This is a genomic window from Klebsiella pasteurii, assembly GCF_018139045.1.
Taxonomy (GTDB): Bacteria; Pseudomonadota; Gammaproteobacteria; order Enterobacterales; family Enterobacteriaceae; genus Klebsiella; species Klebsiella grimontii.
The window spans coordinates 1,841,333-1,863,505 of sequence record NZ_CP073236.1; the positions used below are offsets into that span (position 1 = coordinate 1,841,333).

The window sequence follows — 22,173 nt, forward strand, 5'->3', positions numbered from 1 at the left end:
GTGTTCTGCATTAGATATGAGGATGATAGGCGAACAGCGCAGGGGCGCCACCGGTGTGAACAAACAGTATTGGGCCTTCATCCTTAAAGCGTTTCTGGCTAATGCCATCAATCAGTCCAGCCATCGCCTTCCCGGTATAAACCGGATCCAGCAGGATACCTTCCAGCTGCGCCAGTAGCTTCACCGCGGCCATCCCTTCGTCGTTCGGCGTCCCGTAACCCGGCGCAAAGTAGTCATCCCACAGCTGAATCCCGGCCTTTGCCTCAAGCTCCAGGCTATTGGCCACTGCCTGCTGCAACGCAGCCACTTTTGGCAGCTGGTCGGCCACCTTGCGCGACACAGTCACGCCGATAAGTTCGGCATTGGGCATCAGTTGCTCAAGCCCCACGGCGAGACCCGCATGCGTACCGGCGCTGCCGGACGCGACGACCACGGAGGAGAGCTCAACCGCCCCTTCGCACTGCTGAGCAATTTCCAGCGCGCTTTCCACGTAGCCCAGCGCGCCAAGCGCGTTCGAACCGCCAACCGGGATCGTGTACGGACGGTAGCCCTGAGCCTCGATACGGGTCGCCAGCTCTTCCAGCTGCGCATTCGGATCGGTCAGTGCGTCGCACATTTCGACCTGAGTATTAAACAGGTCAAGCAGCAGACGGTTACCGTTAGTCAGGTAGTTCTCGGCCCGGGTGCCGATTGGGTTTTCCAGCAGCGCAACGCAGTGCAGGCCCAGTTTTGCGGCCACGGCCGCCGTCTGGCGCACGTGGTTGGACTGGATAGCCCCTGCGGTAATCAGCGTATCCGCCCCCTCCCGCAGCGCATCAGCCACCAGGAACTCAAGCTTACGCAGTTTATTGCCCCCCATCGCAAGCGGGGTCACATCATCACGCTTGATAAAGATTTCGCGGCCAAGGTAATCGGACAAGCGCGGCAGATATTCAAGCGGCGTCGGCGCGCCAATCAGTTCCAGACGCGGGAAAAGGGTTAAATTTTGCAGTGACATAAGACCTCCTGACTGAGTTATCCTTGATTATGCACGCTATGGCGCTCGAAATAAAAAAAGGCGCTATCAAGAGCGCCTTTTTTCATCGCCAGCCGTTACTTCGTCACGTCAGCGCCAAACCATTTTTCCGACAGCGCCTTCAGGGTGCCGTCTTTTTGCATATCCGCAATGGCGCCATCAACCGCTTTCAGCAGGTCTTCATTACCTTTACGCAGCGCAACGCCGGACTCCTGACGGGAGAAGGCCTCCCCGGTCACAGCCAGGGTATTGCCGGTTTTCTTCACCAAATCCAGCGCCGCCAGGCGGTCAACCAGGATAGCGTCGATACGGCCTACGCGCAGATCCTGATATTTCGTCGGGTCATCATCATAGGTACGAATGTCGACGCCCTGTACGTTCTGGCGCAACCACTCTTCATAGTTGGTGCCCAGACCAACGCCAACTTTCTTACCTTTCAGGTCAGCAGCGGTTTTGATCACGCCTTCGTTACCTTTCTTCACCAGCGCCTGAATCCCGGAGATGGTGTACGGCGTTGAGAAGTCATATTTTTTCTTACGCTGATCGGAAATAGTGACCTGGTTAATCACCACATCAATACGTTTTGAGTCCAGCGAAGCCAGCATGCCGTCCCACTTGGTAGGTTTAAGGTCAGCTTTCACGCCAAGGTGTTTTGCCAGCTCGTTAGCAAATTCCACCTCGAAACCGGTCAGCTTACCGTCATCTCCCTGGTAGCTGAATGGCGGATAAGTCCCTTCCAGGCCAACGCGTAGCGTGCCGCGCTCTTTAACCTGATTGAGCAGATTTTCAGCCGCAAAGGTTTTTGCGCTGACGCCAGCCATTAATACAACAGCCATTGCGCTCATCAGCGCCTGACGACCCAGAAGTGCTAATTTCATAGATACCCCTAACAGAGTGATATTTTGCAATAGTGTAAGGCGTTTAGCCCTGGTCACCAACATCGATACGCTACATCTTATTCCAAATTATTATATATGATGCCTTTTAGGGCATAGGGAAAACGTAGGCGAAACGTCTGCATTTTGCTGGATATCTCTCATACTGCAATAGTCAGCTTGATGACGTCTGGAGCATGGAAGATGAAAAACCCCACGTTACTGCAGTGCTTTCACTGGTACTACCCCACCGGCGGCGAATTATGGCGTGAAGTCGAGGCCCTGGCGCCGAACCTCAATGAAATCGGTATCAATATGATTTGGTTGCCCCCAGCTTATAAGGGTGCTTCCGGAGGATATTCGGTCGGTTATGACTGCTACGATCTGTTTGATCTCGGCGAGTTCGATCAAAAGGGGTCTGTCGCCACGAAATACGGCGATAAAACCCAGCTACTGGCCGCCATCGCCGCGCTGCGCGAGCACGATATCGCCGTGCTGCTCGACGTGGTGGTCAACCACAAAATGGGGGCGGATGAGAAAGAGCCGGTACGCATTCAGCGTGTTGATCAAAACGACCGCACGCAAATCGCCGATGAGATTATCGAGTGTGAAGCCTGGACACGCTACACCTTTCCGGTACGGGCCGGTCAATACTCTGAATTCATCTGGGATTATAAGTGCTTCAGCGGCATCGATCATATCGAGAATCCCGACGAAGATGGCGTGTTTAAAATCGTCAACGACTACACCGGGGAGGGATGGAACGATCAGGTCGATGATGAAATGGGTAACTTCGACTACCTGATGGGCGAAAATATCGACTTTCGTAATCGGGCGGTGACCGAGGAGATTAAGTACTGGGCGCGTTGGGTGATGGAACAAACCGGCTGCGACGGCTTTCGCCTCGATGCGGTTAAGCATATCCCCGCCTGGTTTTATAAAGAGTGGATCGACCACGTCCAGGAGGTCGCGACAAAACCGCTGTTTATCGTCGCGGAATACTGGTCGCACGAAGTCGATAAACTCCAGCAGTATATCGCCATGGTTGACGGCAAGACGATGCTCTTCGACGCCCCCCTGCAGATGAAATTCCATGAAGCCTCGCGGCAGGGTCGCGACTACGACATGAGCCAGATTTTTAGCGGCACGCTGGTGGAAGCCGACCCGTTCCACGCCGTGACTCTGGTGACTAACCACGACACCCAGCCGCTGCAGGCGCTGGAGGCGCCAGTTGAGGCCTGGTTCAAGCCGCTGGGCTATGCGCTGATTTTGTTACGTGAGAACGGCGTTCCGTCAGTCTTTTATGCCGATCTGTTCGGCGCAAGCTATGAGGACACCGGCGGCGACGGCGAGACCTACGCCATTGAGATGCCGGTGATTGAGCAATTACATGAGCTGATCGATGCCCGTCAGCGTTTTGCTCACGGCGTACAAACGCTGTGGTTCGATCACCCGAACTGTATCGCCTTCAGCCGAAGCGGCACCGAGGACGATCCGGGCTGCGTGGTCGTGCTTTCCAACGGCGACGACGGCGAAAAAACGCTGCCTCTGGGCGAAAACTACCGTAATAAACGCTGGAGGGATTTTCTCGGCAACCGCGAGGAAATCGTTGAAACCGACGATGAAGGAAACGGCATTTTTACCTGTAACGGCGGCAGCGTGAGCGTGTGGGTTATTGAAGAGGTGCTGTAAAATACGGGGGGAAACGCCGCGGGCTGAGAAGGTTTTCAGCCCGCAAAAAGCTTATTGTCCGCTTTTATCCGCTGACGCTTTTTTCCATGCCAGTTCACATTCCGGAGTGAGACGATTCACCCTTTTAAGCGTCATCCGATCGTAGCTCAAGGTATCACCTTCGCGCTCAATCGGATAGACATCCAAAGCGGAGGTGACGTTATAAACCGCGTCATCACGCTTCATTAATTTCCCCGGCAGGACAATGACCCGCTGCCACTGACGACAGTCAAGCGTGTCACCCTCTTTGGTCACAATCAGGCTGGCGATCGCCTCCGGGCTCATCATTTCGCTCTGCGGGCCTGCCGATTGCCAGTATCCTTCCAGCCCTGTCGGGGCTGGCGCTTTAACAACATCGCTGTAGCTATCAACCTGAACGCACCCGGCGAGGGTCAGCAGAGCACCAGCAAACACTATCTTTTTCATCATCCATCCCACAAACCGATAAAAAAACATTGTGGCATTAAAGCGTTAAGCTCGCCACCCTTCCCGGATCGGGGAGCAGCGCAGCAAGACGCCGCCGTCCTCAACCAATATGGCTAGAATTTGCCTTCGAATGTTAAGTTATTCTTACTCATCTTATAAAACCAATAAATGAGAAGATGTTATTTTAACCATTCAATATAAGGATAATCCTATTTTAAAAAACCACAAAAATGACCATCCTGTATATGACGGGTATTGAATGTTTTTATTTCCTCCACATAGCGATTTGTAGCCTTTACTTTGAGAATATTCCTGGCAAATTATGGGGCTTATTACGAAATAGTTCAGGCTGCCTAATGGTTCCATGGCAGCAGTCGTTTTTATTGCTAACAAAATGGACTTCATCGCTTATCGGCGAGGAATAAATTATCGTTACGTGTTGATTGAGGATGGGTCATGTCAACGATTATTATGGATTTGTGCAGCTTCACCCGGCTGGGATTAACCGGGTACCTGACTGGCAGGGGGGTAAGGAAGCGAGATATCACTGAAGTTCACAGTGCTCAAAGCCTGAAAACCCTCTGCGAGGCCAGCCGCCCTTCAGTGGTATTTATCAACGAAGATTGCTTTATTCATCATGAAGACAGCAACCAGCTTGTCCGGCAAATCATTAGCCAGTATCCTGCGACGCTATTTGTGATCTTTATGTCGCTGGCGAATATTCATTTCGACCATTACCTGCTGGTACGTAAAAACTTACTTATTTGCTCTAAATCTCTCACCGAAAAAGACCTGGATGACATTCTCGCCATCCGCCTAAAATATGAGAACTATCGCGCTACCCGGCTTAATATCCCCACGCTGACCTTAAGCCAGACCGAGTCAAATATGCTGCAGATGTGGATGGCTGGTCACGGAACCTCGCACATATCAGCGCAGATGAACATTAAGGCGAAGACCGTCTCATCGCACAAGGGCAATATTAAAAAGAAAATTCACACCCACAATAAACAGGTGATTTATCACATAGTACGACTGACTGAAAACATCACGTCCGGAATTCATGTCAACCTGCGTTGAAAGACGCTGGCGGCCGCTGCCGCCAGTTCACTTGCGGCAAGTCACTCGTCCCGCTCAACGAAAATACCGTCAGGATGCCCGTGCTCGTTAAAAAACCATATGCCGAGCGGATAATCTTCCAGCGATACCAGATACATTACCCCTTCGCTAAACGACTCTATCGCCAGCACAACACCCGATCGACGTGGGCCACCATCGGTCTTCACCGTGACACGATCGTTTACCTGCATAACTCATCTCCTCTATTTTTGAGCCAGTGTAGAACAAAACAGCCGATCGCGCAGTGTCCAGCCCGGTAACTGCTGTTTTTCTAGACCGTCTATACTTAAGTGGCCCTATCTGAGTTAAGCGAGGTAGCCGAAATGAAAACCGCCAAAGAAAATAAAGGCGCAGGCGGCGTTGATGTTGACGCCCTGCTGGCGGCGATTAATGAAATCAGCGAAAGTGAAGTGCAGCGTAGGCAAGACGATCCCCACCGCGTCAGTATTGATGGCCGGGATTACCATACCTGGCGCGAGCTGGCTGAGGCCTTTGAACTCGATATCCATGACTTCAGCGTCACCGAAGCCAACCGCTGAATTCTGCGCGAAAAAAATCCCGACTCGCAGGAGTCGGGATGAAGCTTGCTAATGCAAGAAGCACTTGAAAATTCGTTACATCAGGATATCCGATGCGCTACAAACATTACCCTCAATTATTTTGCATGACAACAAACATTCATGAGGCAAATTATTGAAAAAAGTGACTTAGCTTCATCGTCACGCTGGCAAAGCTCGCCAGGCAAGTACTCCAACACTTCGTTCTTCCACGAACGTCCGACTGCCGCCAAACGATTTTTAAGAATAATCTCACTAAAATAACCACAGTGGATGATTTCAATTCAATTTATTCACAAAAGAAATTTCTTTCACCCTTCAGCGCAGACCCGATCGCGCCCATCCTGCTTGGCCAGATACAAGCGATGATCGGCAACTGACTGCAAATTTTCGAAGTTATATTCGCCGGTATCATCGCTGGCGCTCACCCCTAGCGAAGCGGTAATACGCAAAGAGGTGCTGTTTCCCAGCAAAATCTCGCGACTATTGATGCGGATACGGATCCGTTCAGCAATCACCTTCGCTTCTTTTAATGGGGTATTCGGCAGCACAATGCAAAACTCCTCCCCGCCAACCCTCCCCGCCAGATCGCCTTGCCGAATATGGCTGGCGATAGTGCTGGCCACCAGCGACAGTACGCGATCCCCCGCGTGATGACCGAAGCGATCGTTAACGCTTTTAAAATAATCCAGATCGAGCTGAATCACCGCCACAGGTCGCTTCAGACGCTCGCTCAGACGAGTTTCCGCAATAGCGCGTTCAAACAGCGCGCCGCGGTTTAATAAACGGGTCAGCGCATCATGCCAGGCCTGCCATTCCAGCGAGGTCTGCAGCACGCTCATGTTGCGCACCATTCGACGAATGACCAGCCAGGAGATCAGCAGCATAAAAGTAAACATTAACCACATCAGCATCAACGCAATGGTGATGCTGCCAAAATCACCGCGGACCCCTTCCTGGATAGTATGGATACGGATCAGCACTCCATCAAAATTGCGTAAATTTTCCCAGCTAATATAACGCGTTACCAGGCGAATCCCGCCCTGATTCTCATGGGAGGACGCGCGGCTTAGCATCTCCTGTTCACGCGGCGACAGCAGCGTCAGCACGTTGCCCGGCGCAGAAGAGGCAATTAAATTGAGTCGATTATCATAAAGCTGGTACTCGCCTTCCTCGCCCGTTTTTATCGCATTGACCAGAAACGTTTTCATCTCCTGAACCGAGAAATCCATCGCCAGAACGCCGAGCCAGTGGCGCTGGAAATCAAGCGGAATAGATGCCGTTACCACCTGCATTTCGCGCTGCGATTCATCATCGGGGAACGTTTGCCACACAATTCCGCGGGCAGGATTATTCCGCTGCGTTTGTCGGGTAAACCATGCAGCGCCTGTTGCCCGCGAATAGAGGGCCAGCGCCTGCGTTGAATTTTTCGGCAGCTCGGTAGTCGTAAAAAAACCGCTGCGCGACACGTACAGCATGCGTTTCGCAAATCCACGGTTGTTATTGGCCAGACGCAACATATAACCCAACTCCAGTGTGGCCATGAGCTCATTGCCGGAAAAGGGATTATCACGGGAAAGAAGCGCGTCGCCATCGACAAAGGCATCCGCAACGCCGTAGATCGGCAGCGTCCGGCGGTTATGGATCTCAACCGACCATATGGGATCGTGCCGCTTTGTTAAGTAATCCTCTTCGGCCTTACGCAGCGCGGCAAAATCCAACGGCGTACCCAGCGCCGACTGCATACCGTTACGAAAAAAAATCATTCTGTCGATATTAAACTGCAGCAGGCTGTCGAACTCATGGGCCACGTTTTCAAGATTATTGCGCTGGTTTGCGACGTAGGCCTCTTCCAGGACCTTGATCTCACGCCATATCAGCAGCGTGGAGAAGCAGAAGACGATAAAAAAACAGAGATTAACCACATATCCGGGGCTTAAAATCTGACGCAATTTTTCCACCCATATCAGCTTATCCATCGTTTTCTCGCAGCACGGTTAAAGAAGCAAACGTCATCCACGCTCCCTGTTTGTAAAATAATCACTATTATGAAAACGCCCGACGAATGCCGGGCGCTGATAAAGGGTCAGGTGCGATTCGACTTCCCTCCCCCTCCTCGAATAAGTTCATCCTCACGAAACGCCTCGCGCTTAACGCCGTAACCGTCATACCAGCGGCACTCCACCATGCCGCTGGCGAACCCGGTAACGACCATACGAGGGCCGCCGTTTTTTCGCCTCACTTCATCACTGACCAACAAGACCATTTTTGCCTCCGGTATCAGGAAGAAACAGATTTACCTTAGACGAAGCTGAACCACTTTGCATGAGCAGGAGCACATTTACTTCGCCGGACGACGAAGAGCGGAAATCGCTTTCACTCCAGCCAACACGATGGCGCCAATGATGAATCCCAGCACCAGGTTGGCGGCCGTTGGCAACAGCGAGGCAATCACCGCATTCTGCCCATGGGCCAGATTTTCAACGGCATGGTGCAGCGGCGTAATACCGTGGACCACAATACCGCCGCCGACCAGGAACATCGCCAGCGTGCCAACGATGGACAATACTTTCATCAGGCGGGGCGCAATTGCCAACAAAGCTTTACCTGACCACTGCGCCAGCGAGCTGGTTTTCTCCACCAGCCAGTAGCCCATATCATCAAGCTTGACGATGATCCCCACCAGACCGTAAACCCCCACCGTCACCAGCAGCGCAATGCCGGATAAAATCAGGATCTGATTTAATAACGGCGCTTCAGCCACAATCCCCAGCGTAATCGCGACAATTTCAGCTGACAGAATAAAATCGGTGCGTATCGCCCCTTTCACCTTATCCCGTTCAAAAGCCATGGGGTCCTGGTTCGCCAGGGCCTCAAGCCGCTGCCGGCGTACCTGCGGATCCTCTTTATGCTTCCGCGCCTGCAGACTGTGCAGCACCTTCTCGACGCCTTCGAAGCAGAGAAACGCGCCCCCCACCATCAGCAGCGGGGTAATCGCCCACGGGATAAAGGCGCTGATCAACAACGCCAGCGGCACCAGGATCACTTTATTGATCAATGAGCCTTTAGCTACCCCCCAAACGACCGGCAATTCGCGGTTGGCCCGCACGCCGGTGACCTGTTGAGCATTAAGCGATAAATCGTCTCCCAATACGCCTGCCGTTTTTTTTGCTGCCAGTTTCCCCATGACCGAAATATCATCGAGTAACGTGGCAATATCATCCAATAAGGTTAATAGACTACTTCCCGCCAAAATTGCATTCCTTCATTTATGGTTGTTCCTCCTGAAGTATGAAGCAAAAGCGCTTTTTCGCCCACCAGTGTCCATAGTCAACAAAAATTTAACCATAGCAGGCGAATTAAAGCGCTCGCCAGCACGAGAGTTTTCACGTTTACTATATCTCCCCCTTTCTGTCTCTGTACCGTCGTGAGGAAGTATGTCTACCCGTCAGCTGTTACCGCTCATCGGGGCGTTGTTTGCGCTGTATATCATCTGGGGTTCCACCTATTTCGCTATCGCCGTCGGCGTCGCCAGTTGGCCCCCGCTAATGATGGCTGGCGTGCGCTTCCTTTCCGCAGGCGCACTGCTGACCGCCTGGCTACTGGCAACCGGCCATAAGCTCCCTGCGCGAAAGCCGCTGCTCAACGCGGCGCTGATTGGCGTGTTACTGCTGGCCGTGGGTAATGGTTTTGTCACTCTCGCCGAGCACCAGCACGTGCCCTCCGGTATTGCGGCGGTCATGGTCGCAACGGTGCCGCTGTTCACCCTGTGCTTTAGCCGCTTTTTTGGTATTGCGACCCGCAAACTTGAATGGCTGGGTATCGCTATTGGTCTCGCGGGGATCTTACTGCTCAACAGCGGCGGCAACCTGAACGGTAACCCCTGGGGCGCGCTGCTGATACTTATCGGTTCAATGAGCTGGGCGTTTGGTTCCGTCTACGGCTCGCGAATCGAGCTACCGACGGGGATGATGGCGGGCGCTATTGAGATGCTGGCGGCAGGCATCGTACTTATGATCGCCTCCTCGCTAACTGGAGAAAAATTAACCCAGATGCCGTCGTGGTCCGGCATTTTTGCCGTCGCCTATCTGGCGATCTTTGGTTCGCTTATCGCCATCAACGCCTATATGTATCTGATTCGCAACGTAACACCGGCGGTAGCGACCAGCTACGCCTACGTTAACCCGGTGGTCGCCGTGCTATTAGGCACCGGTTTTGCCGGCGAAAGCCTATCCGCCGTAGAGTGGCTGGCGCTGGGAATCATCATCTTCGCCGTCGTTCTGGTCACGCTCGGCAAGTACCTGCTCCCGGCTCGCCGCGATGTCACCTCCTGTAAGGCGGAGAAGTAACGTCTAACAGACCTATACCTTGCGTATCGATCTGCGCGCAGTTCCCACCGCCGCAGATCCACTCTTCCAGCCGTTCCCCCAGCGCTTCGTCGCTAAGCTTCTGGCGCCCGCGCAGCGCGCACTCCCAGACCACCAGCACCCGCCATCCCTGCTCCGCCAGGATGCCGATATCCCGGCGATCGCGCGCCACATTTTTGGCTATTTTATCCAGCCAGAACTCAGTTCTCGTCGCGGGGACCTTAAACAGGTAGCAATTATGATGATGCCAGAAGCAACCGTGGGTAAAGATAACGCACTGATACTCGGCCACCACAAAATCCGGGCGGCCGGGCAGCGCGGCATCCTGCACGGTAAAGGAAAATCCTGCACGCGCCAACAGTCCCGCCAGCCGTTTTTCAATCGCCGTATCGCGGGTGCCGATCGCGCGCATGTTTTTACTGCGGGTGGCTTTATCGTGGACGTCGGCCATAGTCAATCTCTTGCTCACGGCAAGCCACCGCTCTTGCAATACGCGGCGCCAGCAGCTTCGCTACCGCCGCAAAGACCGGCACAACAACCGAATTGCCAAACTGGCGATAGGCCTGGGTATCCGATACCGGAATGCGAAAATGATACCCCTGCGGCGCTTCAAATCCCATCAGACGCGCACACTCGCGGGGAGTCAACCGACGCGGCCGCCGAAGCTGATTTTCAGGATCGTCAAAAGACTTTTCGCCTAAAGGCCGATCCCAACCGCGATCGATAAGGATCTCCGCACCATCTTTGTAGTAGCGGGCAGACAGCGTACGCGCCACGCTGTGCGGATTCGTTGGGTCAACGAGCCCGTAGCCAAAGCCGTTCCCTCGCTCCTGATGCTTGCGCGCATAGCGATAGAGATATTTCCACAGCACTCTGGTGAGGATAAATTTGTCATCAACGGCGGGTTCCAGCAGCTCGCCGAAAGTCGGGCGAACGGAGGGATAGAGAGTGGCGATATCACGCAGGGTGAATCCCTCATGCAGCTTGAGGTCACGCCGAAAACCCACCAGCACAATGCGTTCCCGGTGCTGAGGTAAAAAATGACGCCCGTCGATCACTTTCGGATCATCCGCTCCAGTATGAGCCGCATCAGCAACCTCATAACCCAACTCATCCAGCGTCTGCATAATGATACGAAACGTCCGCCCCTTATCGTGGCTCTTCAGGTTTTTGACGTTCTCCAGAACAAAAATCGGCGGCTGACGGGCGGCGATAATCCTGACCACGTCAAAAAACAGCGTCCCCTGCGTTTCGCAGGCAAAGCCGTGAGCGCGACCAAGGGCATTCTTCTTCGACACGCCGGCGAGTGAAAACGGCTGGCAGGGAAAGCCGGCCAGCAGTACGTCATGCTGCGGGATAGTCTGGCGTATATGCTGCGCCGCGTCTTCATCGCTCACCTCAGGGAGATGGCTTAAAGTCACATCGCGGATATCTTCATTGAAACGATGCTGCTCAGGATCGCAGTACCAGTTGGCTTTATAGGTGCGCACCGCATGTTTATTCCACTCGCTGGTAAACACGCATTGCCCGCCAATCGCTTCAAAACCGTGGCGAATGCCGCCGATACCGGCAAACAGGTCGACGAAGCGGAATCCATAATGCGGATGATGCGCAGGCGGCTGCGGCAGGAGCGTACGCAGGTGGGCCTGCTCCTGGTGGGATATGCGACCTGCCGCGCGCGCTACCGTCGCAACGCGCTTGAGGATAGCCGGGCTCCAGTGCTGCTCGCCGACGGCGACCAGCTGCGCGACCAGCGTTTTGACATCGTATATCGCCATCAGCTGGCGCAATAGCGCCTGCGCGTCTTCTCCGGTATGTTCAACCTTCAAAGACGGGGGATTTTCCTTGGATAAATTTTGCGCCATAACCTCAACCAGCCCGACTATTTTTGCAGAGGTTACCATAAATAGCGCAGCCAGTTTTACGCGAGTGGGTTAAAGCGCTGCAAAACCTCGTCATCAATAGCCATCGGGTCTCCGCGAAGCTCCGCGCTGAGCTTGGCCATAAACTGCACCAGAAAGCGCGCATTGTGTATCGCCATTGCCCTGCCCTTTTCGGTCTGCATCGTTTGCGGTAAACGCAGCAGCTTGCACTGGAAATGATCCAGCGCGTAGGTTTTATCATTTAATTCCCGCCGGTCGGCAAAGGGATCGCTGGCATCAAACAAGATATTGTTCAACGCGCCGGACACGGCAAAAACGCGCGCCAGGCCAATCGCCCCCAACGCCTCAAGTCGATCGGCGTCCTGGACGATTTTCGCTTCTTCGCTTCGCGGAGCAATCGCCGCGCTAAAACTGTGCGCTTCAATAGCGTGTAAAACCGCCGCGTAGCGTTCGACGGGGAAATCAGGGAAAGCTGACTGGAGGATAGCCAGCGTTTTTTCCGCCGCCATCGCAGAAGAGCGGCTACGCTCAGGATGGTTTTTCGCCAGGCTGACGATGTCATGAAAGTAGCAGGCAGTCAGGATCACCAGACGGTCAGCATCCGTATCTTCGGCCAGTCGCTGCGCAGTCGCCCAAACGCGGCGGAAATGCGAAATATCATGAGCCGCATCCCCTTGCGCGTGATGTTCGGTTAGCCAGGTTTCAAATCGTTGCTGCCAGTGAAAAAGGTCCATGCATGTTCCTTAGGTGTCAGGCCAGCAACGAGCATAGCAACTTTATTCGTGATGTTCATAGATTTGCGGATTGGGGCGCGTGTACCACGCAATTGCACCAAGAATGGTCCCCACGATACCTAACACCAGAAACCCCAACAGGGCACCAATCCACTTCCCACTCGTTGAACCAAGTTCACCGTCAATCGTGGCGCCGGGCACGCTTTGAATCTGCCCGACAACCCACCAGTACCGCGCCATCGCCCACAGAAAATAACCACAAAAAGCATAAAATGCCCACAGCGCCAGTTTTCCACCAGGACTTCTTTTCGCTTTATCTTCCATTCATTTGCTCTCCATGTACTCAACAAGCAACATCACTTGCCAGTCAAAAATAGTGACATCCATCACATTATATAGCGAAAATTCTTGCAAGACAGCATTTCTCTCTGCCCGATGCATTTTTGTGCATCAACCGGCTTCATTGTCATAATACCGGCTATATATACTCAATGAATTTATTCCATTTTTAAATAATACAAATTAATGAATGGCATTTAATTTCTGGCCATTTCCCACTCCCCCTCCCCAGCCCCTCACTTCACCATCAACCACTCTTACTCAGACCACTCTCTGAAAGAAAACTCCACGTTTAAACACGAGCAAATAATTATTCATAAAATCAATATTAAATGATGACACATAGAACACATGAAACTCATCAACGACAAAATTCAATCAATGAATAATCATAAGTCCATGTTATTAAAAGCTATAAACACGGAAAATAATTTATCACAAAACAATACAATTTTAATATAAAGAATATAACTGAAACATTTTGCAATATTAGATATAATTTCGTTACATATTTGATTTAAAGAAAAATGAACTTAATCGCTAATATCAAATAGTCACCCCGGAAGGAATGACACAATTCATATTAATTATGATTAAAAGGGAATATATAATGAAAAGAAAAGTATTGGCAATTCTGGTTCCAGCTTTATTAGTCGCTGGCGCGGCTAATGCAGCAGAAATCTATAATAAGAACGGCAACAAACTGGATTTCTACGGCAAAATGGTTGGCGAACACATCATGACCCATGATGGCGACAACAACAATTCTGACGATACCTCCTATGCGCGTTTCGGCGTTAAAGGCGAAACCCAGATTAGCAGCGAACTGACCGGTTATGGCCAGTTTGAATACAACATCAAAGCGGACAAACCGGAAGGTCAGCAGGGCAGCGCTACCCGTTTAGCATTCGCTGGTCTGAAATTCAGCGATTACGGCTCATTCGATTATGGTCGTAACTACGGCGTGGTTTATGACGCGGCGGGTTACACCGATATGCTCGTTGAGTGGGGCGGTGACGGTCTGGTTTACACCGATAACTTCATGACCGGCCGTACCAACGGCGTAGCAACCTATCGTAACACCGACTTCTTCGGCATGGTGGATGGTCTGAATTTTGCTCTGCAGTATCAGGGTAAAAACAACGACACCACCGCGAAAAAATCAAACGGCGACGGTTTCGGTTTCTCCGTTAACTACAACATCGACGGCTTCGGTTTCGTTGGCGCTTACAGCAACTCCGATCGTACTGATGAGCAAGCAGCGGACAAGCGGGGCGAGACAGCTGAAGTCTGGAACCTGGCGGCTAAATACGATGCAAATAATCTGTATGCATCAGTCATGTATGGTGAATCCCGTAACATGACTCCGCTGGAGAAAACGACTTTTGGCAGTTTTGCCAATCACACGCAAAACATCGAAGCCGTTGTGCAATATCAATTTGATTTCGGCCTGCGTCCGTCCCTGGGCTATGTCTACGCGAAAGGTAAAGACCTGGGCGCCAAAGAAGACACCAATGCGGATATCATGAACTACGTTGAATTGGGTACCTGGTACTATTTCAACAAAAACTTCAACGTTTACACCGCATACAAATTCAATCTGATGGATGATGAAGACGCGGCGGTAAGTGGCGCAGCCACCGACGATCAGTTCGCTGTGGGTATCACCTACCAGTTTTAAGATTGTATAGCTACGCTAAAACCCGCCTTGTGCGGGTTTTTTCGTTTTTACCAACGGATAGTCATCCTGTATCGCTACACGGCAGAAAAATAGAGTGTTGCGATCCATATGCAGTAAACCATGAAGAGGAGATTTCCCCCGGATGCGTGGCGCCTACTCCGGTTTTCGAGATTTTAACTTAATCATTTAAACCATGAAATCAACAATAAAAAAACAGGGTATTCACAATACTTTTACCTTCCGCCCTATCCGGTAGATTTAACCTGTTTTTCTCCGTAAGCCAAACAAATTACGCGCATAAATATCGTTACCGCTACAGTAGACACTGTTAATCCCGCAGGACTGCCTGGTAATGACCGCACCAAAACTCATGCCCCCGATAGCTTTCCCGCTTTTATAGTCTCCATTCGGCATAATCACGTCCAAACAAACTCGGGTGGAGAAGCGTAAAACAACATCCGTCGAGGAATATGTCTACTGTGATAAAAACCCTGGTTGACACAGACCACGAGTTGGCGTCAAATATTTATCATCCGGGAGCTTATTGCTTATATCGATCGCGCATTTAATCTCTTAATTTTCCTTTTATAAAATTGATGTAAATCAATAAATGATTAATCATACCTTGAAAAAAAACACATCCAGAGAAGCGGTCAGGTACATTATCGTTGGCCTGGCAAATACAGCAATAACCGCAGTTGTTATATTTGGCCTTATGCATGCCGGTGCGGGTGTCTACCCTTCAAATGCAGCAGGTTATGTCGTTGGCATTATTTTTAGCTTTATAATGAATGCGAAGTTCACTTTCTCAACGACCTTAAACCCCCTGAGATTTATCAAATTCGTATCCACATGTGTTTTTTGTTATATTTTAAATATAATAGCAATGAAAGTTTTTTTCATCGTTATACCTAATGCTATCTATACAGCACAAGTTGTAGGAATGATTATTTACACAACAGCTGGTTTTATTATAAACAAACACTGGTCAATGAAATGAAAGAAATAAATATAAACCGCACGAGGAGTGAAATACCTTCGTTAGCAATCGTTGTTCCTTGTTATAATGAAAAAGACGCCTTTCCATACTGCGTGGAGGGGCTTGCCACTGTATTAAAAAACCTCCTTGCAAAAGAAAAAATCGCTCGAAATAGTTATATCCTCTTTGTCGATGATGGCAGTAAAGACAACACCTGGGAACAAATCAAATCCACATCGCAGGAAAAGTCGTTCGTTCGCGGTTTGAAATTATCACGAAACCGGGGCCATCAGATAGCCCTGCTGGCGGGGTTAGCAAACGCGGATACGGACGTTACTGTAAGTATAGATGCAGACTTACAGGATGATATAAGTTGCATTGAGAAAATGATAGACAAATATAATGAAGGGTTTGAGATTGTTTATGGCGTACGCGACAACAGAAGTAGCGACTCAGTATTCAAAAGGACAACAGCCAATAAATTCTATTCTCTGATGTCAAGGCTGGGTGTCAATCAGGTTCCTAACCATGCGGACTTCAGGCTTCTTAGCCGGACAGCGTTGACAGCATTAAAGGATTTTAAAGAACAAAACTTATACTTAAGGGGGCTAATCCCTTTGTTGGGTTATAAGTCTACCCGCGTTTATTATAGCAGAGATGAAAGGGTTGCAGGCGAGTCAAAATACCCCTTGAAAAAGATGGTAGCACTGGCGTTAGAAGGAATAACGTCTCTGACAATTACCCCATTACGGATGATCGCCGCCACTGGGATTACCACATGCCTTCTATCTACAATAGCTGCAATCTATGCCCTCATTGAGAAGATCCAGGGAAATACCGTTGCGGGTTGGACATCTGTTATGATTGCGATTTTCTTCCTTGGCGGCGTCCAGATGCTTTCTTTAGGGATAATTGGTGAATACGTTGGAAAAATATACATGGAATCCAAAAACCGGCCAAAATATTTTATCGAAGAGGTAGCAAGATACGAAATGAGAGGCGAGCAATGAACACCATGGACGAACGAATGACGCCCTACACTAAAAGAGTTATTGCAATGCTTTACCTCGCGGCAATTTTCTTAGTTTACAGCCCAACCATTATATTTAGTTACGCATTTTCAGATGATTGGTCGACACTTTCCGATGTTTTTTCAGGGAAAGGTTCTCCATTTCAATGGGATATGCAATCCGGCAGGCCCTTGTATGCCATTGCCAGACGACTTGCCTTTACGCTAGTTCACAATATCGATGACCTTGCCTATCTTAGATTTTTCACCATAATAACGGTTTTTATATTTTGCTTGTTCCTCTTTTTATTTATAGAAAAAAGAAACATATTCAAGCGTAACATAACAACGATCACCTTCCCTTTATTAATATGTTTGGCGCCAGCCATACAAGTATATAATTCCTGGGCGACATGTTTCCCTTTTGTACTATCTATACTCCTTGCCGGAATAAGTTATGCGACATTAAAGCCCACCAATAAAAAAACGACAATTATAAGATTTGCAGCATCCGTCATTATTTTATGGTTTGCATTTGCCATATACCAACCAACGGCGATGGCATTTTTATTTTTCGTCATGCTTGATAACTGCCTGAAAAAAGACAAACCATTTTCCATCAGCATTGTTTTAATCAGTGGCGCAGTTTTATTTATCGGCATGCTTGCTAGTCTGCTATTTTCAAAATTTGTACCTGTATGGTTATATGGCAGTTCAATTGCACGTGCCGAGTTAACGAATAATCCACTTGAGAAATTACGATGGTTTGTCAAAGAACCATTGATTAACGCCATCAACAACTTTAATATAACCCCTGGCACCTTATTCACAACGCTGTCATTAATAATTTGCGCAATAGGTTTATTTTCAATAATAAAAGGCAAATCAGGACCTATTAAGGTGCTCATGTTTATTATCATGGGGATTGGCGCCTACTCTCCAAACTTATTAGTCAAGGAAAACTGGGCTGCATATAGGTCACTGATAGCACTGGAATTTTTCACGTGCGCTCTTATCATTATTGGGGTGGATGCCTTGACAAGCAAACTCAATATAGCAAAAAAAGCGCTCCCCATATTGACGGTATTCGCGATGATCGCTGCCTCATACAATATCTTTAATGGTTTCATTATCCCACAAAAATCAGAGTTAAACGCATTAGCAAGCGCACTTTCCTACAAGGTGGGAAAAACATTTACAGGGGATGTTCTTTTTGACATTCAAGATCCCGCCTATAATGCCTTTACTAAAACACAACGTTATGACGAGTTTGGCAATATATCACTTGCGGCCCCCTGGGCTATCAAGGGGATGGCGGAGCAAATCTTAATCAGCAAGTCCATGCATTTCAGGCTTCCAGAAAATGTTATTCTGACGGCAAAGGAGCAATGCACCACTGATTGCATCATTATAAAAACGGGCGATGCCATGAGGAGTTCAACCTCCAACTATTGAATCTTTTCGCCCCCCGGCATGCAGAAAGATGATCCCGCGCCAGATCCGCACGGGATCTTTTTATCCCGGCAGCTCAGGTCAGGGTCATAAGTTTCTCTATCACCTTATGCGCTCACTTGACAACAATCCCTGCTCCAGTGCTTTCCTGAGTTCGCTCCTTTCCATCCATCATCCCTTCTCTTTAAGATACTTCTACAGAATCTATGTGTAGCAAGGGCAGTTGACTGCTTTGTTATCAGGGATGCAAGACGGGCTATGTTGTTGTTAAGAATGTGAGCTTGTGAACTAAAGAAGATAAAAGTGGATGCCCAACAAGAGGCAACATGGTAAAAAAGACAGCATTAGGGATGGGAAAACAGAGCGATAGAAAGAAATTTTAATGCGGGGATTTTGCAGAGAAAAATTAAAAGCGACATTCAACTTATTGATTTTTCTAAATAATTGGCGGAGAGAGGGGGATTTGAACCCCCGGTAGAGTTGCCCCTACTCCGGTTTTCGAGACCGGTCCGTTCAGCCGCTCCGGCATCTCTCCGCTGTTGAGGTTGCTATAATGCCAGGTTCTTTGGCATTTTAATAGTTCCTGTCTCTTTAATTCAGTTCAAGTGACGACTTTGCGAGCAATATGATATTTAAATGGCCCTGGAAAGTAGATGAAGAGTCCGGCAACGCGGAAATCCCCTGGGAAAAGGCGCTTGCCATTCCTGTATTAGCCAACCTCTCCGAACATGAGCAGCAGCAGCTGGTGCAGATGGCTTCCCGCTTTTTGCAACAAAAGCGTCTGGTTGCCTTACAGGGGCTTGAGCTTACTCCCCTGCACAGCGCTCGTATCGCGCTATTGTTTTGCCTGCCGGTTCTCGAACTGGGTATCGAATGGTTAGATGGCTTTCACGAAGTGCTTATCTACCCTGCCCCGTTCGTCGTCGACGACGAATGGGAAGATGATATCGGCCTGGTGCATAACCAGCGAATCGTACAATCAGGTCAAAGCTGGCAGCAGGGGCCGATTGTTCTCAACTGGCTGGATATTCAGGACTCCTTCGATGCGTCCGGTTTCAATCTGATAGTCCATGAAGTAGCGCATAAACTGGATACCCGCAATGGCGATCGCGCAAGCGGCGTGCCCTTCATCCCCCTGCGCGAGGTGGCGGGCTGGGAACACGATCTCCATGCTGCAATGAACAATATTCAGGATGAGATAGACCTGGTCGGTGAAAGCGCCGCGAGTATCGATGCGTATGCAGCCACCGATCCTGCAGAATGTTTCGCCGTGCTCTCTGAATACTTCTTCAGCGCACCAGAGCTATTTGCTCCCCGCTTTCCCGCGCTTTGGCAGCGTTTCTGCCTTTTTTATCGTCAGGATCCGCTCGCGAGATTACGTGAGAATAGCCCGCCAGATGATAGTGATAACCCGGTAGTACACTAAAACAACGACCTGCGCTAAATTTAGCCATTTGAATCAGCAAGTTAAATTTAGTGTTGACACAAAAATCCGAGACCAGTAGTATTCGTCTCGTTCACACGATTCCTCTGTAGTTCAGTCGGTAGAACGGCGGACTGTTAATCCGTATGTCACTGGTTCGAGTCCAGTCAGAGGAGCCAAATTTGAAAAGCCCGCTTAAGGATACTTAAGCGGGCTTTTTGCTGTCCGTCCCGGGATTCGGGTATGCACTACTGTTTATATCTCAATGAAAATATTAACTCATCATCACCGCCTTTAGCGCAACCTGTGACAGCCTCTGCAGCCCATTCAGCACGATAGCGACTTTTCAACCGGTATCCCACTTCTAAGCAAAAAATAACAACACCAGGCATCTTTCCCCGCTAGCGCTATACGCAACGTCCCTGCAGGACATAAAAACCTTTCTCCAAAAAGTCATCACACTGAACAACTAACAAATTAATAAACTGGCCGCACCACAGAAAAGCATATTAAAGCCATAACACGACATACGCTAGAGATAAATAAAGCCAAAAGCGACAGTCATCATGCGATAACAATACGTCATCATAATAGTCGTTATGGTTTACCAGATCTCATATAAACCGGACTATCAACATCAGCAGTTCTGGCTTTCCCACCAGCAACATAAAACATGCTAAGGGCTACCGCTTCGACAAGACGAACGATCTTCGTCCCTCAAACGTTTTACTGGAATATTAAATTATCAAATTTATTAATAAATAAATGAGCAGTCGCTTTGATCTGCGAAAACCCATAATCTCAAAAAACACAATCTTCAGCAATTTAAGCTAAGACTTCAGATATCTAACGTAGGACGTTGGCCTAACCCATCCGCAGCAGGTCTTTTTATTGATATTTGAAATTGCAGAATCGCCGCCATGTCTATACTTAAATCGCTTTCCTAATAACGGAGCTCACCCAATGCAATATATAGTGCCTTTCAAAAGGACAATGCTCGCCAGCCTGTTAACCTTAGCAGCCGGCGCAGTGTCCAGCGCTTATGCGGCACCAGCGACAGCCACCGCACCAGAAAATGCCCCCAAACAAAATACCTCAAAACCGAATATTGTCGTTATTTTTGGTGATGATATTGGTTACTGGAACCTGAGCACCTATAACCAGGGCACCATGGGGTATAAAACGCCGAATATTGATAGCATTGCCGCAGAAGGGGCTAAATTTACCTCCTATTATGCTGAGCAAAGTTCAACGGCCGGCCGTTCTGCGTTTATTACCGGCCAGATGCCGTTCCGTACCGGCATGAGCAAAGTTGGGATGCCTGGCGCGCCGCAGGGTCTGCAAAAAGAAGACATTACGATTGCCACGGCACTTAAACAGCTCGGTTATGCCACCGGTCAGTTTGGTAAAAACCACCTCGGCGACCGCGATGAATTCCTGCCTACCGCGCACGGTTTTGATGAGTTTCTCGGCAATCTGTACCACCTGAACGCCGAAGAAGAACCGGAGAACCCGGACTATCCAAAAGACCCGGCCTTCCGTAAAGAATTTGGCCCGCGCGGCGTGATTAAGAGCACCGCAGACGGCAAGATTGAAGATACCGGTCCGCTGACCGTGAAACGTATGGGCACGGTCGATGAAGAGACGCTGGCTGCCAATAACGACTTTATGGAACGTCAGGTAAAAGCCGGTAAGCCATTCTTTACCTGGTTTAACACCACCCGTATGCACAACAAAACCCACCTGAAAGACGGCAGCATCGGTAAAACCGGTCTGGGGACCTATGCCGACGGTATGGTTGAACACGATGCCATGATCGGTGAAGTGCTGCAGAAAATTAAAGATCTCGGCATCGAAGATAACACCATTCTCGTTTACACCACCGATAACGGCCCGATGACCGCCACCTGGCCTGATGCGGGTGAGACGCCGTTCCGCGGTGAGAAAAACACCGGCTGGGAAGGCGGCTTCCGCGTACCTGCCATGGTTCGCTGGCCGGGGCATATTAAGCCGGGCACCATCATTGACGGCATGTTCGCCAGCTACGACTGGTTCCCAACGCTGGTCGCAGCCGCCGGGGACGCTAACATCAAAGATGAACTGCTGAAAGGCTATAAGACGACCTCGATGACCTACAAGGTACATCTGGATGGTTATAACCAGCTCGACTTCCTGCAGGGTAAAGGCGACAACCAGCGTAAAGAATTCTTCTACTGGAGTGATGACGGCGACCTGCTGGCGATGCGCTATGGCCGCTGGAAAGCGCACTTTATGATTCAGGAGCACACCGGTCTGGATCTGTGGAAATATCCGTTCACCAAACTGCGTACGCCAATGATCTTCGATCTGGAGATCGATCCGCTGGAGAAAGGCAGCGACGGTATGGGCTACAACTCATGGTTCTACGATCGTCTGTTCCTGATGGGCGGTGCGCAGAAATATGCCAAAGAGATGCTGGCCACCTTCAAAGAGTTCCCACCGCGTCAGAAACCAGGTTCGTTCACCATTTCCGATGCTTCAGCCATGCTTGAGCAGGGTTCCGGTATTAATAAATAACGCCACCTCGGACAGGTTGCTAAAGCA

General features: G+C 49.9%; 21 protein-coding genes and 2 tRNA genes. 11 read left to right on the forward strand and 12 right to left on the reverse strand.

Translation table 11 applies throughout. The annotated features are described in order from the left end of the window. Positions 1-10: 10 nt before the first annotated feature. Both dcyD and tcyJ read right to left on the reverse strand, forming a co-directional pair. The gene (gene dcyD / locus KCG39_RS08690) at positions 11-997 is read right to left on the reverse strand and encodes a D-cysteine desulfhydrase (protein WP_123829150.1); all 987 of its coding nucleotides are present in this window, start codon (positions 995-997) and stop codon (positions 11-13) included. A 95-nt stretch (positions 998-1,092) separates the two neighbouring features. Further along, positions 1,093-1,893: a cystine ABC transporter substrate-binding protein gene (tcyJ, locus tag KCG39_RS08695; protein WP_049114929.1), complete on the reverse strand. Its 801-nt coding sequence runs from the start codon at positions 1,891-1,893 to the stop codon at positions 1,093-1,095. A 201-nt stretch (positions 1,894-2,094) separates the two neighbouring features. Here tcyJ and amyA point away from each other — a divergent pair, with 201 nt between their 5' ends. Then, complete coding sequence (gene amyA / locus KCG39_RS08700; protein ID WP_142468195.1) at positions 2,095-3,582, forward strand: alpha-amylase; 1,488 nt, start codon at positions 2,095-2,097, stop codon at positions 3,580-3,582. 51 nt (positions 3,583-3,633) lie between these two features. Here amyA and yedD read toward each other — a convergent pair whose 3' ends face one another. Beyond that, the gene (gene yedD, locus KCG39_RS08705) at positions 3,634-4,050 is read right to left on the reverse strand and encodes a lipoprotein YedD (protein ID WP_162626064.1); all 417 of its coding nucleotides are present in this window, start codon (positions 4,048-4,050) and stop codon (positions 3,634-3,636) included. 453 nt (positions 4,051-4,503) lie between these two features. Here yedD and rcsA point away from each other — a divergent pair, with 453 nt between their 5' ends. Further along, positions 4,504-5,127, forward strand: coding sequence for a transcriptional regulator RcsA (gene rcsA / locus KCG39_RS08710; RefSeq protein ID WP_049114926.1), 624 nt, complete (start codon positions 4,504-4,506; stop codon positions 5,125-5,127). A gap of 41 nt (positions 5,128-5,168) precedes the next feature. Here the strand turns inward: rcsA and dsrB are convergent, their stop codons facing one another. After that, positions 5,169-5,357, reverse strand: a complete 189-nt coding sequence (gene dsrB, locus KCG39_RS08715; RefSeq protein WP_004122127.1) for a protein DsrB — start codon at positions 5,355-5,357, stop codon at positions 5,169-5,171. 132 nt (positions 5,358-5,489) lie between these two features. On the opposite strand from dsrB, the gene yodD reads away from it, so the two are divergent. After that, entirely contained in the window at positions 5,490-5,705 is a 216-nt protein-coding gene (gene yodD, locus KCG39_RS08720) for a YodD family peroxide/acid resistance protein (RefSeq protein ID WP_142468196.1), read from the forward strand. A 329-nt stretch (positions 5,706-6,034) separates the two neighbouring features. Here yodD and dgcQ read toward each other — a convergent pair whose 3' ends face one another. The 3 genes from dgcQ to KCG39_RS08735 form a co-directional block, all read right to left on the reverse strand. Continuing rightward, positions 6,035-7,702: a cellulose biosynthesis regulator diguanylate cyclase DgcQ gene (gene dgcQ, locus KCG39_RS08725; protein WP_004122134.1), complete on the reverse strand. Its 1,668-nt coding sequence runs from the start codon at positions 7,700-7,702 to the stop codon at positions 6,035-6,037. A 107-nt stretch (positions 7,703-7,809) separates the two neighbouring features. Further along, positions 7,810-7,989 (reverse strand): YodC family protein, encoded by a 180-nt coding sequence (locus tag KCG39_RS08730; protein ID WP_004122136.1) that lies wholly within the window; start codon positions 7,987-7,989, stop codon positions 7,810-7,812. 75 nt (positions 7,990-8,064) lie between these two features. After that, complete coding sequence (locus tag KCG39_RS08735; protein ID WP_049123283.1) at positions 8,065-8,976, reverse strand: DUF808 domain-containing protein; 912 nt, start codon at positions 8,974-8,976, stop codon at positions 8,065-8,067. Between the two features lie 184 nt (positions 8,977-9,160). On the opposite strand from KCG39_RS08735, the gene yedA reads away from it, so the two are divergent. Further along, positions 9,161-10,072, forward strand: a complete 912-nt coding sequence (gene yedA / locus KCG39_RS08740; RefSeq protein WP_211811584.1) for a drug/metabolite exporter YedA — start codon at positions 9,161-9,163, stop codon at positions 10,070-10,072. Here the strand turns inward: yedA and KCG39_RS08745 are convergent. The 4 genes from KCG39_RS08745 to drpB are packed head-to-tail and all read right to left on the reverse strand — an operon-like array spanning position 10,047 to position 13,031. After that, positions 10,047-10,541, reverse strand: coding sequence for a very short patch repair endonuclease (locus tag KCG39_RS08745; protein WP_004122141.1), 495 nt, complete (start codon positions 10,539-10,541; stop codon positions 10,047-10,049). The genes yedA and KCG39_RS08745 overlap by 26 nt on opposite strands. Then, positions 10,522-11,955 carry a DNA cytosine methyltransferase gene (locus KCG39_RS08750; protein ID WP_032742142.1) on the reverse strand — a complete coding sequence of 478 codons (1,434 nt, stop codon included), beginning with the start codon at positions 11,953-11,955 and terminating at the stop codon, positions 10,522-10,524. Before KCG39_RS08750 ends, KCG39_RS08745 begins: the two co-directional genes overlap by 20 nt. A 56-nt stretch (positions 11,956-12,011) precedes the next feature. Further along, a complete protein-coding gene (locus KCG39_RS08755) occupies positions 12,012-12,707 on the reverse strand; it encodes a phosphohydrolase (protein WP_004122145.1) in 696 nt (231 codons plus the stop codon). A gap of 42 nt (positions 12,708-12,749) precedes the next feature. Beyond that, a complete protein-coding gene (gene drpB, locus KCG39_RS08760; protein WP_004122146.1) occupies positions 12,750-13,031 on the reverse strand; it encodes a cell division protein DrpB in 282 nt (93 codons plus the stop codon). A 625-nt stretch (positions 13,032-13,656) separates the two neighbouring features. Here drpB and KCG39_RS08765 point away from each other — a divergent pair. From KCG39_RS08765 to KCG39_RS08780, 4 genes are all read left to right on the forward strand, one after another. Then, complete coding sequence (locus tag KCG39_RS08765; protein WP_004122148.1) at positions 13,657-14,727, forward strand: porin; 1,071 nt, start codon at positions 13,657-13,659, stop codon at positions 14,725-14,727. 610 nt (positions 14,728-15,337) lie between these two features. After that, the gene (locus KCG39_RS08770) at positions 15,338-15,727 is read left to right on the forward strand and encodes a GtrA family protein (protein ID WP_032741888.1); all 390 of its coding nucleotides are present in this window, start codon (positions 15,338-15,340) and stop codon (positions 15,725-15,727) included. Continuing rightward, positions 15,724-16,716, forward strand: coding sequence for a glycosyltransferase family 2 protein (locus KCG39_RS08775; protein ID WP_087829029.1), 993 nt, complete (start codon positions 15,724-15,726; stop codon positions 16,714-16,716). The genes KCG39_RS08770 and KCG39_RS08775 overlap by 4 nt, the downstream gene beginning before the upstream one ends. Further along, the gene (locus KCG39_RS08780; RefSeq protein ID WP_049114781.1) at positions 16,713-18,170 is read left to right on the forward strand and encodes a glucosyltransferase domain-containing protein; all 1,458 of its coding nucleotides are present in this window, start codon (positions 16,713-16,715) and stop codon (positions 18,168-18,170) included. The genes KCG39_RS08775 and KCG39_RS08780 overlap by 4 nt, the downstream gene beginning before the upstream one ends. Before the next feature lie 442 nt (positions 18,171-18,612). On the opposite strand, the gene KCG39_RS08785 is transcribed toward KCG39_RS08780, so the two are convergent. After that, a tRNA-Ser gene (locus KCG39_RS08785) sits at positions 18,613-18,702 on the reverse strand. 90 nt (positions 18,703-18,792) lie between these two features. Between KCG39_RS08785 and mtfA the strand changes: the two genes are divergently transcribed. The 3 genes from mtfA to KCG39_RS08800 all read left to right on the forward strand — a co-directional run bounded on the left by mtfA (position 18,793) and on the right by KCG39_RS08800 (position 22,146). Next, complete coding sequence (gene mtfA / locus KCG39_RS08790) at positions 18,793-19,593, forward strand: DgsA anti-repressor MtfA (protein WP_162626065.1); 801 nt, start codon at positions 18,793-18,795, stop codon at positions 19,591-19,593. Positions 19,594-19,693: 100 nt separating this feature from the next. Next, positions 19,694-19,769, forward strand: a tRNA-Asn gene (locus KCG39_RS08795). 784 nt (positions 19,770-20,553) lie between these two features. After that, positions 20,554-22,146 (forward strand): arylsulfatase, encoded by a 1,593-nt coding sequence (locus tag KCG39_RS08800; RefSeq protein WP_004122160.1) that lies wholly within the window; start codon positions 20,554-20,556, stop codon positions 22,144-22,146. Positions 22,147-22,173: the final 27 nt, after the last annotated feature.